The following is a 16,019-nucleotide window of genomic DNA, read 5'->3' as shown; positions in this document are numbered from 1 at the left end:
TTCATCCTCAACCACCCACGATTATGGTAGAATATGACCGTTCCCAGTCACGCGAAGGCACCAGCCAGACTGGGCCTCGGATCTGCATCGTCGGCATCGGCGGCGCCGGCTCCAACGTCGTTGATCGCATCACTCTCGACCGCATCGTCGAAGCCACGCTCATCTGCGCCCACACCGATGTGCGTGTGCTCGGCCACTCGATGGCCCCGGTGAAGATTCAGCTTGGCGCGGAGCTGATGAAAGGCATCGGTGCCGGTGGCGATCCCGATCTCGGGCGCGAGGCCGCATTGTTCTCCCGCGAGCAGATTCGTCAGGCGGTCGAAAACCACGACATCATCTTCATCAGCGCCGGTCTCGGCGGCGGCACCGGCAGCGGCGCGGCCCCCGTCATCGCCGAAATCGCGAAAGGCACCGGGGCGCTCGTTTTGGTCGTCGCCACCATGCCATTCAGCTTTGAGGGCCGCCGCCGCCTCGCCCAGGCGGAAGAAGCGCTCGAACTGCTGCAAAAACGCGCCGACGCGCTCGTGCTGTTTGAGAACAATCGCATGGGCGAGCTCATCCTGCCGAAGGATGGCATCCAAAAAGCCTTCAACCAGGCCGATCAGCTCATCGCGCAGAGTCTGCGCGCCGTTTCCACCATCACCACCACGCCTGGGCTGGTGAAACTCGGCCTGGATGACCTCACCGCAGCGCTCGCCACCGCGAACGGTCGCTGCCTGTTCGGCTTTGGCGAGGCTCGTGGGCAAAACCGTGGCACCGAAGCACTCAAAAAGGCGCTCAAGAGCCCGCTCATCGACCAGGGCCGTCTGCTGCATCAAACGCAGACGCTGCTTGTCCACGTTGCTGGCGGCGAATCGCTCACACTGGTCGAAGTCGAGGGCGTCATGAAGCAGCTCGGCCGCCATGTGCCCGACCAGACGCACATTCTCTTTGGCCTCGGTGTCGATGCAAAACTCGGCGATGCGGTCGCCATCACGCTCATCAGTTCTCTCGGCCTGAGCCAGCTCAACGCTCATGCCACCGCCGCGCCACCGTCGGAAATGCTCCAGCCGCGCTCCGAAGCGCCACCTGAGCCAAGGCGCGAAGTCCCGGTGAGAAAAGCCGTGATACCACCGCCGCCGCCCGTGTTTGCGGAGCCTGTGGCGGATCTGCTCTTCAAAACCGAGGAAATCATCACCTCTGCTCCAGCCCCCGCTGCTGTCGAAACCGCGAAGGAAAGCGCGCCTGTGGAAGTCGAAGAACCGGAGTTCATGGATGAACCGGAGCCGGTGGTGGCCGAAGAGCCTTCCGCCCCCGTCATCGAAGCCTCGCCGGAAACAGCCCGCATCCCCGTGCGCACTCCCGCCGCCAAGGAACTCGCAGATGCCGCTCGTTCCAAAGAATCCACTCTGGCCACCGTCGTCGCCCGCAGCGTCACGCTGCAAACCGAATCTGCTGCGCCGCAGGATGACCTGATCACTTTCGACAACACACCGCCTCCAACCACGACGATTCACGCCACCACCGTCGTCTCCCGCAAGCCTGTCGGCGATCCCCAGCAAACCTTCAGCCTCGGTGAAGAAGATCGCGGCCGCTTCAAGGACACCGAACCCTCCATCGTCCAGGGCGAGGATCTCGACGTGCCGACGTGGATGCGCTTGAAGAAAAAGCTGCGGAGATAATCCACACTCCGCAGCCTGTTTTCAGATGATCGTGGGGCTTACTCCTTGAGCTTCGCGATCAGGTATTCAGTCGTGGATTTGGCCTTCACGTCGGTCACGCCCGGATAAAACAGCTCGCAGGCCACGCCGTTGGCCTTGCAGTGCTCCTGCAACTTCACGCCGAAGTTCGCCGTGTGCGTGGGGTCTTTCTGTACCTGTCCCATCGCAGGCGGAGCGCCAAAGGAGAGGTAAACCGGCGGATCATCCGACGAAACAAGCGCATAGGGCGAGTACTCGGCGATCCAGGGCAGGATTTTCTCCCGGGCGGCCAGGAAGGCGTCGAATTTGGGGCGCTCCTTGCCAGGAATGAAGGCATGCCCGCCATAGCTGCTGTTCGGCGTCCATTCCTTCATCTGCTGCGGGTCCAGAGTGGTCTGCGCACCGTTCACCGCCGCGCAGAAGAGCCGTGTGGACTCGCGGGCGACAGGATCGCTGCTCTTCGGATCGGCCATGTCGGGATGGAAAGCCAGCCACAGGCTTGAACACGCGCCCGCCGAGCCGCCGCTGGCTCCGATGCGTGTCTTGTCGATGTTCCACTCCGCCGCCTTGCTGCGCACGGTCTGCAAGGCGAGCGCCGCGTCATGCAGCGGGGCCTTCACCGGCGGCACCACCTCCTGCGCCTGCGAGATGTAGCGGTAGTTGATCGAAACGACAGAGATGCCTTCCTTCAAAAACGGTTCCACGGCGATCCCGGCCTTGTCCCCGCCCATCCAGCCACCGCCATGAATGAAAAACAGCAGCGGCGTCGGCTTGTCCGACTTCGCCTGCCAGAAATCGAGCACGTTCCGCTCGTGCGGCCCATATTTGAAATCAGCCACCGTCTTCGGCGGGTTCTGTGGATAAACTTTTTTGGCCGGAGCCTTCTTGGCGGGCGCTTCAGCCTTCTTGGCCGGAGTTTCGGCGGCGAAAGCGAAGCTGGTGAGCAGGAGGAGGGAGAGAGCGAGTTTCATGGTTGGGTTCAGGTTGTGGTTATTGTTTGAGTTTGGCGATCAAAAACTCCGAGATCGTCTTGTGCTTCATGTTCGGCGCACCGGGATAGACGAGTTCGCACTCGGTGCCGATGGCTTTGCAGTGCTCCTGAAGTTTGACGCCGTAGTTGGAGGTGTGGGTGGGATCTTTTTGCGGCTGGCCGATGGCGGGAACACTGCTGTAGAAAAGATAGACGGGTGGGTCGTCCTTGGAGACGAGTTCATAAGGTGAGTACATCTTGATCCACTTCAGCACGGACTCGCGTTTCTCCAGGAACTCAGCGAAGCGCGTGTCGCGGGTTTTGCGGTCGTTCGGGTCCATGAAGCCGAAGGCGTGGCCGCCGTAGCGGCTGTTCGGCGTCCATTCGATGAGCTGTTTCGGGTCGAGCGAGGTCTGCGCACCGGTCACCGCAGCGCACCAGAGGCGCGTGGATTCGCGGGCGATGGGATCGCTGCTCTTCGGATCGGCCATGTCGTCGTGAAAGGCGAGGTAGAGGCTGCTGCAAGCGCCTGCGGAGCCGCCGCTGGCGCCGATGCGCTGCTTGTCGATGTTCCACTCACCCGCCTTGCTGCGCACGAACTGCAAGGCACGCGCCGCACCCTCCAGCGGCCATTGCACAGGCGGCATCACGCCAGCGAGCTGCGCCTGCCAGGAGTAGCGATAATTGATCGAGACGACGGAGATACCGGCGGCGAGGCAGGCTTCGAGTTCGCCGACGCCGGATTTGTCCCCATTCACCCATCCGCCGCCGTGGATGAAGAACAGCAGCGGCGTGGGCTTGGCGGACTCCGCCTTGTAAAAGTCGAGCATCTGCCGCTCATGCGTGCCGTAGGCCACATTCGCGATGGTAGGGGCGCGTTTGGGCAAGGGAGCCGGTTTAGCGGCGGGCACGGGTGTTTGCGCGTGAAGAGACGCGGCGAGCAGGAACGGGAGAAGCGCAAGTTTCATGGCTGGAGCGCCATTCAACGTTCGCGAGACGCGGGTTTGTTCCAAAGAGTGATCTTGATCATGCTGTGAGCGGATACACGTGCACATCCACGCCAGGAGAGCCGATGACGTGATCGGGCGGCCGCCGAGGATCACTGAAACCGGCTTGAAGCAGCGGCTTCACGTCCCAGGCATCCAGCTTCGCCTCCGCGAGCGAATACGGAACGTGATGCACCTGACCGCAGCGGATGCCACGCGGGCTTGGCGAGAAGAGCAGGTAGCGCTCAGCGAGGAAGAATTCGAGCGTGCCGGGGGCGGCAGTGCGTGTTTCGTCAGAGAGTTGATAGCGAAAGAACGACTGCGCTGGTTCTCCACGACGCTGACAGGTGTAGTCGATCCAGCCGTCTGCCATCGGTGCCTGCATGCGGGCGTGCTGATACGGCAGGTGGAAAAACGTGCGCGCGGTCCACACGGCGAGCGGTTGATCGCAGTCCAGTGAGTAAAACCACACGCCGGGGCGGCCTTGTTCGTCATGTACATAGGTGCGCACGTTGAGTTCGAGGAAGTTGCTGATGCCCGGCACGGGCGGGCAGAAACGCGGACGAATGCCGCGCATGTAAAACGGCACGATGGCGAGCCAGGCATCGCCTTGAAACGTGTCCACGAACAAACCCGGCGGCAGCGTGCGCTGGATATCTGACGCATCCCAGCGCCAGTGCAGGAAGACCAGCTTCTCCCAACGCTGAAGCATCACATGCGGGCGCGAAGGTCGCTCGCGGACGGCGAGTCGGGATTCAAGCGTGGGTGTGACAGGCATGTGAAGATGATACGCCTGAATTCGCGCCCATGCGTCTTCTGGATTCGTTCATCAAGCATGCGCTTTCGATCATCCACCCTCGGCCTTCTGCTGCTTTCGCTGCTCAGCCTCGCCTCCTGCACTCCCATGAAACCCGCCCCGCTGCAAACCGTGCCCCACGTCGATCTGAACCGCTATGTGGGCGACTGGTTCGTCTTTGCCCACATCCCTTACTCGTTGGAGAAGGGCAAGGTGGGCACGCTGGACCGCTACGCGCTTCGCCCCGATGGCAAAATGGACAACATCTTCCTGTTCCGACGCGGCAGCCTCGACGCGCCGCTGGAGCAGTGGAAGGGCGTGGCCTGGGTTCACAACAAGGCCACCAACTCCGAATGGCGTGTGCAGTTCATCTGGCCGCTGCGGGTGCCCTATCTGATCATCGACCTCGACCCGGACTACCAGTGGAGCGTGATCGGCTATCCCAACCGCAAACTGGCCTGGGTGCTCAGCCGTAAGCCCGTGCTCGATGAGGCAACGTATCGCGGCATCCTGGAGCGGATGGCGAAGCAAGGCTACGACACGCGCCTGCTGGCGAAGGTGCCGCAGCGGTCAGAGTAACAAAAAGAGGCAGGACTTTCGTCCTGCCTCTTTGTTTACGATTAGATCAAGCAAACAGCTTCGTCACAGGCTTGGCCTTCACCAGCTCACGCGGCTGGTTGAGGTGATTGTAAACGATCGTCTCGGGGTCGATGCCGACGCTGTGGTAGATGGTGGCGAGCAGTTCCATCGGATGCACGGCATCTTCGGTCGGCGCGGAGCCGGTGGCATCGGATTTGCCGTGGACGTAGCCGCGCTTGATGCCAGCGCCGCCGACGATGGCGGTGTAGCAGTAAGGCCAGTGGTCGCGACCGTCGGCGCTGTTGCCGTTGCCGCTGGTGGACACGCCTTTTTCGGGGCTGCGACCGAATTCGCCGAGGGCGACGACGAGTGTCTCGTCGAGCAGGCCGGAGGCGTCGAGATCGTCAAACAAAGCGCTGAGGCCCTGATCGAGCATGGGGCCACTCTGGTTCTTCATGCGCTGCGTAAGGCCGACGTGATGGTCCCAGGAGTGATTATCGGAGTTGGCGACCTTGGGCCAGATGACCTCGACGACGCGAGTACCGGCTTCGAGCAGGCGACGGGCGAGGAGGCAGCTTTGGCCGAAAGTGTTGCGGCCGTAGCGGTCGCGGAGTTTTTCAGGCTCGCGGTCGAGTGCGAAGGCGTCGCGAGCACGACCGCTGGAGATGAGGTTCAAAGCTTGGCTGTAATAGCTGTCGAGGCTGAGATCCTTCGTTGCGGCCTCGATGGTCGGCATCTGGTCGTTGATGGCATCGCGCAGCTTGGCACGGCGTTCCAGACGCACGCTGAAAAGGTCGGGGCGCAGTTGCAGGTCTTCGATCTTGATGCGGTCCATCTTGCCCATGTCGAGGTCGTCGCCATCGGGGAAGAGCGTGTAAGGATCGTAGGCCTTGCCGAGGAAACCGGCGCCGCCGCCTTTGCCGACGACGTTGGATTCCTGGAGCGGACGCGGAAGCTGCACGAAGGGGAGCATCGGCTCGGTCGGGGGCTTCAGGCGGATGATGTTCGAGCCGAAGTTCGGGAAGTCCTTCGCATTCGGCGGCTCGAGCTGGCCGGAGGGGCTGACCTTGTCCGTCGTGTAGCCAGTCATGATTTGGTAGATCGCCGCCGTGTGGTTGAAGAGCCCGTTCGGCGTGTAGCTCATCGAATTGATCATGGTGAACTTGTCGTTCACCTTCGCCAGGCCGGGCAGGATCTCGGTGAAGTGCTTGCCGGGCACCTTGGTCGGGATGGTTTTGAAGGCGGAGCGCACCTTGTCCGGCACGTTTTCCTTCGGGTCCCAGAGATCGAGATGCGAGGGGCCGCCCTGGAGATAGATCATGAGCACATGCTTCGCCTTGCCCCAGCCAGCGCGGCCTGCATTCGGAGAACTCGCCGCCATGGCCTGGCCACGCAGCACATTGTTGAGCGTGAGGCCCATGATTCCCGCGCCACCGACGCGGAGAATGTCGCGGCGCGTGCTGCCGAGATGGTTGTCACAGAGGTCTTTACCGGGGACTCCAGGAATGCGGAACATGGTGTGCGTTGGGTGCGTGTTGGAAGGGCAATATCAGCGGCATGTACGACAAGAAGGGGCTGATCTTGCCTTTTCGGGACAGATCGTCAGGGCCGGGCAGGAAAGTCCATGCCCCGGGCAGGGATCATGCCGCGTCCTTTTTATGGCGGCGAAACGGATGCCAGAGCTGGCCGAGGTAGTGCTTCGAGATGGGTTCGTGGATGCCAAAGGCCTCGGGCTCGTGATCGGGACAGCGGTAAGTACCGAAGAGAATGTCCATGAGCGGTGAAATGTTCGCGTAGTTGCCGGCATCGCGGGCTTTGTCGTGATGCCAGTGATGCAGTTCCGGTGCGCCGATGATCATGCGCAGCGGACCGATGGGCAGACGCACGTTCGAGTGGATGAAGATGGCCCACAGACCGCGGAAGGCGAGAAATCCGGCCAGCGTCTCCAATGGAAAACCGAGGATGAACGCGGGCAGATTGATGATGCCAACGGTGTAGATCGTGTCGAGCGGATGCTCGCGATGCGCCGCCAGCCAGTCGAGATGCTCCGCGCTGTGATGAATCGAATGGAAGCGCCACAGGAACGGCACCTTGTGCTGCAAACGATGCGCCCAGTAGATGATGAAATCGCTCAGCACGATCATTTCGATGGCCTGCAACCACCACGACTGTGCCGCGACGGCTGCGCGGAAATTTGGCGGCACGAAGCCATCGAGCCAGCCACGAAAATGACTCAGCGCCCAGAACACAAGGCCGCTCCACAGCAGATATTGGCCGAGCAGGAAGAACAAATCGGTCCAGAAGGCCGGACGCAGAAACTTCTGCCCCTCACGCGCCGGAAACAGTTTTTCCAGCGGACGAAACAGCACCACGAGAAACAGGATGCTCAGGCCGGTAGAGAGGATGACGGCTGGGAGGGTCATGGTCTGAGCGGGATGTCCGTTTTTAGCAGCGGCCGCTGGAAATTGAAAAGTGAGGGCAGTAAGACACGTCCCGACTTCGAGCCGGACATCATTGTCATTTGTACATGGAAGTTCTCCCACAGTTTTTCGGGCGTCATCATCCGTTCGTTCCTGGCAGCGCTGTCGTTATCAAACATGATGCGCTTGATGGCTTCTGGCTGTTCCAGCGAATCGGCCTGACGTTTCAACAAAAAGCCCGCGGACTGTGGCGCGGTGGTGACAATGCCAGGGTCGACCTCCAAATCTTTGACCATTTGAAGTCCCAGCAACTTGAAGTCCGCAGTCACGACGCGGAATTCTGGCGTCTCTGGCTCCAGCTTTCTGACGCTGAAGATCGGTTGATTGATGACCTTCGAACTGATGATGCGCAGGTCATTCGCTGGTCGTTTACCGGTTGGCGTTGGACTGCCGTGATTGATGAAACCCTCGAATTTGGCGACCTCCGGCTGCTGCTCCAATTCGACAGTGCTGAGGCCGAGCGGGTCGGGAGGCGGCGTGTTCGGCGTGACGTGCGAATGCCAGACATAAGCCACCAGCAGTGTCAGCGAAAACAGCACCACGGCAATTCGTGCAAGTTTGGATGCCATGTTCATGGCTTCATCGCTTGAGGCGGGGTCTGGCCGGTTTGCAGCTTCAAGGCCTCGGAGCTGACCGTGGGGCCACCAGTGAAGGATTTGCTGCCCGGCATGATCGTTTTAGACGGAGACTGCTGCGTGGGAATGATCAGCGTTCCGCTTTTGGAGCCTGGCATGACGGTAGGATTGGCCTTCTTCTGCGCGAACCAGACACAGCCGATGAGCAGAGCGAGTGACGATATGACGGCGGCGATGCGAATGATCGACTTCATGAGCCGCATGATACCGAACCGCATGATGTGGTGTCGATAGCAAAGTGGTCCGCACAGTCCCCTGTGCGGCGCGTGGTAGTCGGGTGATAACCTTTGTGTGTTTATGCGCAGCAGACCAGAGCGCTGTCTGGATGATAAGATGCTGTAGGTGATTGCGGAGCGCCGCACAGAGGACTGTGCGGACCACTTTAATCCACAAACATGAACTCGTTGCTGATCATGAGCACCTGCGCGAGCTGGCTGAGGGGCTGCTGGGGCTTCTGGCGGCCGAAGGGCCAGCGGTTGGCGTCGCAGAAGTCGTTTTTGGCGTTGGTGAGGAATTCGCCGTTGTCAGCGCGGGTGATTTGCGGCTGCCAGTCGAAGCTGTCGCTGTCGGTGCTGGCTTCGTTGTGAACGATGAAGCTCACGATGTCTCCACGCTTCACCTCGATGGTGACTTGGGTGGGCACTTTTTTGTTCTGCGGGGTGCAGAAGTATTCGGAGACGACGCCGGTGCGGCTGTTGTGAATCCAGGCGCGGACACCGTCGCCACGATCGCTGCTGCGGCTCAAAACGGCGTCGATGCTGACTTTCATGTCCGTGGGCACATGCCAGCAGGCGGTGACAGCGAGGTCTTTGGGCGCGGCATGGCCGCCGTAGTTGGCCCAGAAGGCGTGGCCCCATTTCGGATCGGGATCAGGGATCTTTGCACCGGGACTCCAGAGCTTCTGCCCGCCACCGCCGCGCTCGGTGAGGTGGGCAAAGGGCTGAAACTCGGCGAAGGCGGGTTTGCCATCGGGTGTGCGAGTGAGCTTCATCGAGCCGTAGCTCCAGCGGAAGGGTTTTTCACCATTGAGCGCATCGGCATCCGCCGCGAAGCGCTGGGCCAGCTCGACTTCATCGGGCTTCGGATCGCGGCCGAGGATGCGCTGATACATCGCGCGAATGGCTTCGGAATCGAGCGTGCTGCCTTTCAGCGGCGTGGCCTTCGCTATGGCATCGGCACGGGCGCGCATGAAGGGGCTGTTCATCAAAAAGAGCGCCTGCTGCGGCACGGTGGTGTTGAAGCGCTGCGGGCTGTGGCTGTCGGGATTGGCGAAGTCAAACATCGCGGGCACGCTGGCCTGGTCGTAGCGGTCCACTTTGAGATAAAGCGTGCGGCGGGCTTCGGCCTCCTTCGCGTTCAGTTCAATGGCGCGTCCGCCGAGGGTTTTCGCGTCAAGTTCACCGGTTGTGGCGAGGATGGCATCGCGCATGGTTTCATAATCGAGGCGCTGGCGGTTGAAGCGGCTGAGCAGTTCGTTGTCGGCATCCTTGGTGAGCTTCTCCGGCGTGGCGTGGCTGCTCTGCTGCCAGGTGCGGCTGCTGAGGATGAGCGTGTGCAGCTTTTTGAGGCTCCAGCCGTTTTCCATGAGGCTGGCGGCCAGATAGTCGAGCAGTTCAGCCTGGGCAGGTTTGGGCGTCTGCACCCCGAAGTCGCTGGTCTGCGAGACAAGCGGCCTGCCGAAATGCTGCATCCACACACGGTTCACGATGACACGCGCGGTGAGCGGATTGTCTTTGCTGGAGATTTGCCGGGCGAGTTCCAGGCGGCCGCTGCCGTCGGTGAACTTCTGGCCGCCAAACATCGTGAGCCAGGCGCGCGGGGCCACTTCGCCCTGCCGTGCAGGATTGCCACGGATGTAAACACGCACGTCGTTCGGCTTCGGCTTGTCGAGCAGCACCATCGCGCGCGGTGGTGCGCCGGGATGTGTGGCATCAATTTTTGCCCGCTCATTGCTCAGGCGCACGGTCATTTCGAGATCCTTGCGGGTAAAGAAGGCATCCGCGCCTTCGACCGGCACGGACATGGGCGAGAGCTTGTCCTGCATGAGCTGGCGCATCGGCTCCGTCTTGTCGGCGAGAATGATCTGCGCGTAGGCGCTGGCCACGTCCTTCAGTGACTTCGGCGGCGCTTTGGCAAAGGTGGCGGCAATCTCCGGCGAGCAGCCGCTTTCAGGTTTGGCGAGTTCTTGCGTGATGGCAGGCGCCTTGGCGGCGAATTCACCCGCAGGCAGGCCGGCAAAACGCTTCCAGGCGACCATGACCGGATGCGGCTTGGCCTGGAGCGCGTAACGCTTCAGGAAGTCGCGCCACTTGTCGGCCACCTTGTCGCGCAGCTTCATCTGGCCGGCTTTGCCGCGGAAGACGGTGTTGTCCGTGATGCTGACAGTCTCCTGCGCAAAAATGAGGTAGTCGGCGAGGCGTTCCTGCTGGCGCAGCTCGTCATAAACCGTGCGCTTGAAGTCGAGTTCCTTCTTGTGAATCTCCGCGACCTTGACGTCGTAGTCCTGGCCATCTTTTTCATTCGCGGCCTTGCCGATGATGGGCATCGCGGGCTCGTCCGGCTCGTCGCTGCTGTTGAGGATGCTGAACATCGCATAGTAATCACGGCTCGGAATGGGATCGAATTTGTGATCGTGGCAGCGGGCGCAGCCAACCGTGAGACCGAGCAGGCCACGGCCGATGACATCAATGCGGTCGTCGGTGATGAGCACGCGGTCATTGATGAACCTCTCGCCGACATTGTAGAAACCCAGCGCCGCAAGGTCGGGGGCGTTTGGAGTGGCGGCGGTCAGACGGTCTGCCGCGAGCTGGTAGCTCACGAACTTGTCATACGGCATGTCCTCGTTGAGCGACTTCACAATCCAGTCACGGTAGGCGTAGGCATAGGGATAGAAATTGCTGCGGCCCGCGACCTGGTAGCCGTTGGTGTCCGCGTAGCGCACCACATCGAGCCAGACACGCGCCCAGCGCTCGCCGTAAGCGGGTTTGGCGAGCAACTCGCTGATCAGAGACTGGGGATCGCGCTTCTTCTGCAAATCATCGAAAGTCGGCGGCAGGCCGGTGAGGCTGAGGAAGAGGCGGCGGGTGAGCGTGGCGGGCTCGGCAGGAGGCGCGAAATCAAGCCCAGCGGCTTTCAGTTTGGCTCCAACCAAGGCATCAATCGGATTGCCGGTGAAACCGGCGGGCAAAGCGGGCTTTTGCACCGGCTTGAAGGCCCAATGCTGCATCGGATCGGCCTTCGGAGCTGCATGATCGACCACTTCCGGTTCCGCAGGCCAAGGCAGGCCCAGGCTGACCCATTTCTCCAGCGCGGCGATCTGCGGCGCGGGCAGTTTGTCGCCCTTCTTCGGCATCGCCTCGACACCCGCGGCATGATTGATGGCCTTGATCAGCTTGCTCGCGCTCGGATTGCCAGGCTCGACGACCTTGCCGTAATCACTGCCGCGCACGACGGCGGCACGGGAGTCGAGGCGCAGTCCGTTTTGATGCTTGTGCGCCCCGTGACACTCGTAGCAGCGCTCCGCGAGCACCGGGCGGACGTTTTTCTCGAAGAACTCGATCTGGTCCGGCGGAAATGTGTCCGCCGCCGTGGCGAAAGAGCAGGCGACGGCAAAGCCGCCCAAAACGAGAGAGGGAAACTGGAAACGCGGGGTCATCTGGGGGTTTTGGAGCTCGACAGTTTAGCGCCGAACTCCAAAAAACCAAACGCGCAGCGAACGTGCCACCTTGCAGGTGGGATTGGGCGGCTTGATGCAGAGATTGCGCAGAGCCGCCGCTCCTTCACCCCGGGACCGCACTTCATTCCTCACTTTCTCCTCGAATCCCGCCCGCACAGCGCTTTGATGCGCCGCCATGCTTTCGAACGTCACCCTCTTCCTCGCCCGACGCTATCTGCGTGCGAAGCGTTCGTTCGTCTCGGTGATCACGGTCATCTCCATCCTCGGCGTCGCGGTGGGCGTGCTGATGATGATCGTCGTCAGTTCGGTGATGAAGGGCTTTGAAGGCGAGTTTCGCAAGGTCTTGATCGGCTCGGAGCCGCACATCCTGCTGCATCCGCAGGGCCAGAAGCCTGCTTCAACCAAAGCGACAGCGGAATTGCTCGCCCAAGTGCGTGCGCAGCCGGACGTGCTCTCCGCCAGCAGCTACCTTCGCGGTGTCATGTATGCGGAGCGTGAGGGCATGCAGTCCGGCATGGATGTGATCGGCCTGCCGGAGGACGGCGCGAAGTTTTACATGGCCAAGATCGCGCCGCACCGCCTCGAAGGCTCCCTGGAGCTGCGCCACGGCGGCGTGGTCGCTGCGGATTATATCGCCGGCCAGCTCGATGCGCATCCGAGCGACAAAATCAGCGTCTATGCCTCCACGAATGTCACCAGCGCCGTGCAGCGCTTCCGTGTCGCCTCCGACGAGCAGGACGAGGCCAAACGCCACGCCGCTTACAAGAACATCAAGCTGCATGCGCGGGAGCTCATCCTCCAGGGCTACACCCGTTCCGAGACCGCCGGGCAATACGGCTACACCACGCTCGAAACCGCCCAGCAGGTCTTCGACTACGGCGATCAAGTCAGCGGCGTGCTGATCGAACTGAAGCAACCCGGCGAGGTGAAGGACGTGATGAAGCGCTTCACCGCCGCCGGAATCATTCCCGCAGGCTGGAGCGCCTCGCTGTGGACGGATGCAGGCGATGCGCGTCTCGCCGCCATGAGCAACGAGCGCGTGATGATGTGGATCGTGCTCCTGATCATCGCCGTCGTGGCCGCGTTCTCGGTCATGAACACCACGATCACCGTCACCACGCAGAAACGGCGTGAAATCGGCGTGCTCACCGCGCTGGGATCGCGGCAGAGCCAGATCATCGGCATCTTCGTCGCGCAGGCGGCCTTTGTGGGCACGCTCGGCACGCTGACCGGCCTCACCCTGAGCGGCCTGGTGCTCTGGTTGCGCGATGACATTCGCATGGGCATCGCGATCCTCAGCGGCGGCAACGCCGATGCGTCCTCCGGCATGTTTTTGGCGACGATTCCCGCGCAAATCGAGCCCTGGTTCATCCTCGCCACCTGCCTCGGCTCCATCACCCTCTGCCTCCTCGCCGCCCTGCCACCCGCATGGCTCGCCGCCCGCGTCGATCCCGCCGTCGCGCTACGCGATTGATTTCAAATCCTACTCGTCCTCCTACTCCTACTCGTCCTCGATTCTGCCACTCCGCCAACACTCATACCCTTCAAAACCAAGCCAACACACCTCTCCTAACTCGTAACCCCTAACTCTTATCGCCAACGAAATGATCGAGGACGAGTTCGAGTAGGAGGACGAGAACGATCCCCGCCCCACCATTCGTCATTCCGCATTCGTCATTCGCCCTTCCCTTCCTCTCTTGAACTCCGCCCCTCTCTTCCTCGCCCTGCGCTACCTGCGGCCCACGCGTTCGTTTATCTCGGTCATCACCGTGATCTCGATGCTTGGCGTCATGCTCGGCGTCGGCGTGCTGGTGTTTGTGATGTCGGTGTTCAGCGGCTGGCAGCGCGAGTTCCGGCAGATGCTCATCGGCTTCGAGCCGCATGCGATGGTGCAGCCGATGAACTCGCGTGACGACGCACCCAAATCACCCGACTGGCGTGAACTGCGCAAAACCCTCGCCGCGCGTCCCGAGGTCGTTTCCGCCGTGCCGGTGGCGGAAGGCGTCGTCGTCGTCGAGAACGAGGGCAATCTGCAAGGCGTCAGCGTCATCGGCATGGCGGATGAGGCGGACAACGGCCTGCTGCAAAAGCTCCGCAAGCACCTCAAGGAGGGCAAATTCGACCTCCAGGGCGATTCCATCGTCCTCAGCGACAAATTCGCCCGCGAGATCGGCGCGAAGATCGGCGACACGCTCGTCGTGCACGCGGCGGACAGTGTGAACCAGTTCATCCGTCAGGTGCGCGAGATCCCCGAGGACACCGAGGAGAAGAAGCGCGCCGAAGCGCTCGACAATGTCACCGTGCTGTCCAAAGACCTCACCCTCGTCGCCACGCTGAGGGCAGACACCGCCGGGCTGCGTGGCTACGTGCCGCTGCACATCGCGCAGGAGTTCTTCAACCTCGAAAGCAACGTCAGCGGCATCGAGCTGGAGTTGAAGGACCCCGACAACGCCGAACCGCTGATGGACGCGATTTACCGCTCCAGCGGCATTCCCGAGACCTGGGGCTGGCGCACCTGGGTGCAGGAGCATGGCATGATGCTCGAGTCCGTCGAAAACCAGCGCACCATGATGTGGTTCCTGCTGCTTTTCATCATGCTCGTCGCCGCCATCTGCGTGATGAACACCACCATCACCGTCACCGTGAAAAAACGTCGCGAGATCGGCATCCTCACCGCCCTGGGCACGCGTGCGTGGCAGATCATCGCCATCTTCGTCTCACAAGCCGGTATCGTCGCCCTCTTCGGCGTCGTGGCCGGCCTCGGCGGCGGTTTCTTCTTCCTCGGCATTCGCAACTGGCTGCGCGATCAAATCGCCACACTCACCGGCCGCGACATCTTCCCGCAAGACATCTACTTCCTCTCCAGCATCCCCGCCCACACCAACCTCGGCGACCTCCTCACCATCTGCACCACCGCCGTCGCCCTCTGCCTCATGGCCGCGCTGGTGCCCGCGTGGTTCGCGGCGCGTGTTGATCCAGCGGTGGCGTTGAGGGATGGGGGATAGGCTTACCTGACTTGGCCTCAGGGAAGTTCATCGCCTGGATCAGGCGGCACATTGGGAATCTCCGCCATGATGCGATCAAACTCCGCAAAGTCAGCCCTCGCGGCACGCTCACGAAGATAATCCATGGTGGCAAACGAGGACAGTTTTTCCGCCGCCGCGCAAACCAGGAACTGGTTCAATGAATAGCCGTCCTTGCTGGTCAGCTCCTGGATGCCATTTCGGAGTGAGTCTGGAATGTCGATGGAGAGTGTGGCCATAAATCAGGGGCGAATAAGAGTTAAAGCCACTGCTGGAGTGATCGCCCGGATGCCGAGCGAATCACAGCCTTTGAAGTGGCGAATGTTGTTGGTGATAATGTAAGGCGTGCGAGCGGCCAGGGCAAGTTCCAGCACCATGTCATCTCCTGGGTCAACGAGGCAGGGCCGCCAAGTGAAATAGACTTTCTGCTGCACTGCCAGGGCACAAAGGACATCGACGATTACGCCAACACGCCGCGCATCAAGCGTCGGCACCATGCCCGGCCTGGTGGCGACATCCTCATACTCAAGCGCCAGCCCGACTGACAATGCAATCTTGATCCGCTTTGATCGAATGGCCTGGAGCACCGCATGGCTTGCTCCTGCGCTGGAACGCAGGGCGGAGATGAGCACGCTGGTGTCAAGGACTGCATACATCTGGTGCTAATCATCAATGGCGCATTCACCAGCGCAACGACTTTGTGGCCGCGCGGCCTGATCTCCCGGCCGCGACATCTTCCCGCAAGACATCTACTTCCTCTCCAGCATCCCCGCCCACACAAACCTCGGCGACCTCCTCACCATCTGCACCACCGCCGTCGCCCTCTGCCTCATGGCCGCGCTGGTTCCCGCATGGTTCGCAGCGCGGGTCGATCCGGCGGTGGCGTTGCGGGATGGAGGCTAACATGACTACGTCGAGTCGGATTTTGCTTCGGCTCGCTTAGCCTTGTCAGGGAGGTGGAAAATCTTGATGCGCAATACGAGCACCAATTCTCCGATATAAAGAAGAACATCGGGAAGGATGGCAACGAGATAAAAGATAGGGGATTCAATCCAGCCGAAATGCTCTCTAGCAGCCTGTTGAAAAACCTCTCCTCCTGGGTGATGAGAACAACCCTGCATGTTTGAGCAACGCCAAACCAAGCAACGCCAGCAGGAACTCTGGATAGTCGCCGGAGAACTTCCCGCAGCCACCC

At 61.4% G+C, this 16,019-nt stretch carries 15 protein-coding genes; 4 read left to right on the top strand and 11 right to left on the bottom strand.

From position 1 onward, the window contains the following. The first annotated feature begins 23 nt into the window (after nt 1-23). Nucleotides 24-1,661 (top strand): hypothetical protein, encoded by a 1,638-nt coding sequence (locus ACILSI_RS17155; protein WP_395723128.1) that lies wholly within the window; start codon nt 24-26, stop codon nt 1,659-1,661. A 38-nt stretch (nt 1,662-1,699) separates the two neighbouring features. Here ACILSI_RS17155 and ACILSI_RS17150 read toward each other — a convergent pair whose 3' ends face one another. From ACILSI_RS17150 to ACILSI_RS17140, 3 genes are read right to left on the bottom strand one after another with little or no spacing between them, the layout of a single operon-like run. Beyond that, the gene (locus ACILSI_RS17150) at nt 1,700-2,650 is read right to left on the bottom strand and encodes a carboxylesterase family protein (RefSeq protein WP_395723127.1); all 951 of its coding nucleotides are present in this window, start codon (nt 2,648-2,650) and stop codon (nt 1,700-1,702) included. Nucleotides 2,651-2,669: 19 nt separating this feature from the next. Continuing rightward, nucleotides 2,670-3,617, bottom strand: a complete 948-nt coding sequence (locus ACILSI_RS17145; protein WP_395723126.1) for an alpha/beta hydrolase fold domain-containing protein — start codon at nt 3,615-3,617, stop codon at nt 2,670-2,672. 58 nt (nt 3,618-3,675) lie between these two features. Continuing rightward, the gene (locus ACILSI_RS17140) at nt 3,676-4,413 is read right to left on the bottom strand and encodes a YqjF family protein (RefSeq protein WP_395723125.1); all 738 of its coding nucleotides are present in this window, start codon (nt 4,411-4,413) and stop codon (nt 3,676-3,678) included. Between the two features lie 57 nt (nt 4,414-4,470). Here ACILSI_RS17140 and ACILSI_RS17135 point away from each other — a divergent pair, with 57 nt between their 5' ends. Then, nucleotides 4,471-5,010 carry a lipocalin family protein gene (locus tag ACILSI_RS17135; RefSeq protein ID WP_395723124.1) on the top strand — a complete coding sequence of 180 codons (540 nt, stop codon included), beginning with the start codon at nt 4,471-4,473 and terminating at the stop codon, nt 5,008-5,010. Between the two features lie 46 nt (nt 5,011-5,056). Here the strand turns inward: ACILSI_RS17135 and ACILSI_RS17130 are convergent, their stop codons facing one another. From ACILSI_RS17130 to ACILSI_RS17110, 5 genes are all read right to left on the bottom strand, one after another. Next, nucleotides 5,057-6,526 (bottom strand): DUF1501 domain-containing protein, encoded by a 1,470-nt coding sequence (locus ACILSI_RS17130; RefSeq protein WP_395723123.1) that lies wholly within the window; start codon nt 6,524-6,526, stop codon nt 5,057-5,059. A gap of 124 nt (nt 6,527-6,650) precedes the next feature. Then, on the bottom strand, nt 6,651-7,433 hold the full coding sequence (locus ACILSI_RS17125; protein WP_395723122.1) for a sterol desaturase family protein: 783 nt from the start codon (nt 7,431-7,433) through the stop codon (nt 6,651-6,653). After that, nucleotides 7,430-8,059, bottom strand: coding sequence for a hypothetical protein (locus ACILSI_RS17120; RefSeq protein ID WP_395723121.1), 630 nt, complete (start codon nt 8,057-8,059; stop codon nt 7,430-7,432). Before ACILSI_RS17120 ends, ACILSI_RS17125 begins: the two co-directional genes overlap by 4 nt. Before the next feature lie 2 nt (nt 8,060-8,061). Then, entirely contained in the window at nt 8,062-8,319 is a 258-nt protein-coding gene (locus ACILSI_RS17115; RefSeq protein WP_395723120.1) for a hypothetical protein, read from the bottom strand. A gap of 188 nt (nt 8,320-8,507) precedes the next feature. Then, nucleotides 8,508-11,780, bottom strand: coding sequence for a PSD1 and planctomycete cytochrome C domain-containing protein (locus tag ACILSI_RS17110; protein ID WP_395723119.1), 3,273 nt, complete (start codon nt 11,778-11,780; stop codon nt 8,508-8,510). A gap of 196 nt (nt 11,781-11,976) precedes the next feature. Between ACILSI_RS17110 and ACILSI_RS17105 the strand changes: the two genes are divergently transcribed. Together ACILSI_RS17105 and ACILSI_RS17100 are read left to right on the top strand one after the other, a co-directional pair. Next, entirely contained in the window at nt 11,977-13,275 is a 1,299-nt protein-coding gene (locus ACILSI_RS17105) for an FtsX-like permease family protein (protein WP_395723118.1), read from the top strand. A 223-nt stretch (nt 13,276-13,498) separates the two neighbouring features. Continuing rightward, nucleotides 13,499-14,806, top strand: a complete 1,308-nt coding sequence (locus ACILSI_RS17100) for an FtsX-like permease family protein (RefSeq protein WP_395723117.1) — start codon at nt 13,499-13,501, stop codon at nt 14,804-14,806. Between the two features lie 17 nt (nt 14,807-14,823). On the opposite strand, the gene ACILSI_RS17095 is transcribed toward ACILSI_RS17100, so the two are convergent. The 3 genes from ACILSI_RS17095 to ACILSI_RS17085 form a co-directional block, all read right to left on the bottom strand. Next, nucleotides 14,824-15,063: a toxin-antitoxin system HicB family antitoxin gene (locus tag ACILSI_RS17095; protein WP_395723116.1), complete on the bottom strand. Its 240-nt coding sequence runs from the start codon at nt 15,061-15,063 to the stop codon at nt 14,824-14,826. A 3-nt stretch (nt 15,064-15,066) separates the two neighbouring features. Beyond that, nucleotides 15,067-15,480 carry a putative toxin-antitoxin system toxin component, PIN family gene (locus ACILSI_RS17090; protein ID WP_395723115.1) on the bottom strand — a complete coding sequence of 138 codons (414 nt, stop codon included), beginning with the start codon at nt 15,478-15,480 and terminating at the stop codon, nt 15,067-15,069. A 252-nt stretch (nt 15,481-15,732) separates the two neighbouring features. Beyond that, the coding region (locus ACILSI_RS17085; protein ID WP_395723114.1) for a hypothetical protein at nt 15,733-16,019 on the bottom strand (287 nt) is incomplete at its 5' end.

The organism is Prosthecobacter sp. (assembly GCF_044232965.1).
Taxonomy (GTDB): Bacteria; Verrucomicrobiota; Verrucomicrobiia; order Verrucomicrobiales; family Verrucomicrobiaceae; genus Prosthecobacter.
The sequence above is the reverse complement of the archived record's forward strand: the minus strand, read 5'-3'. Positions and strand labels throughout refer to the sequence as shown.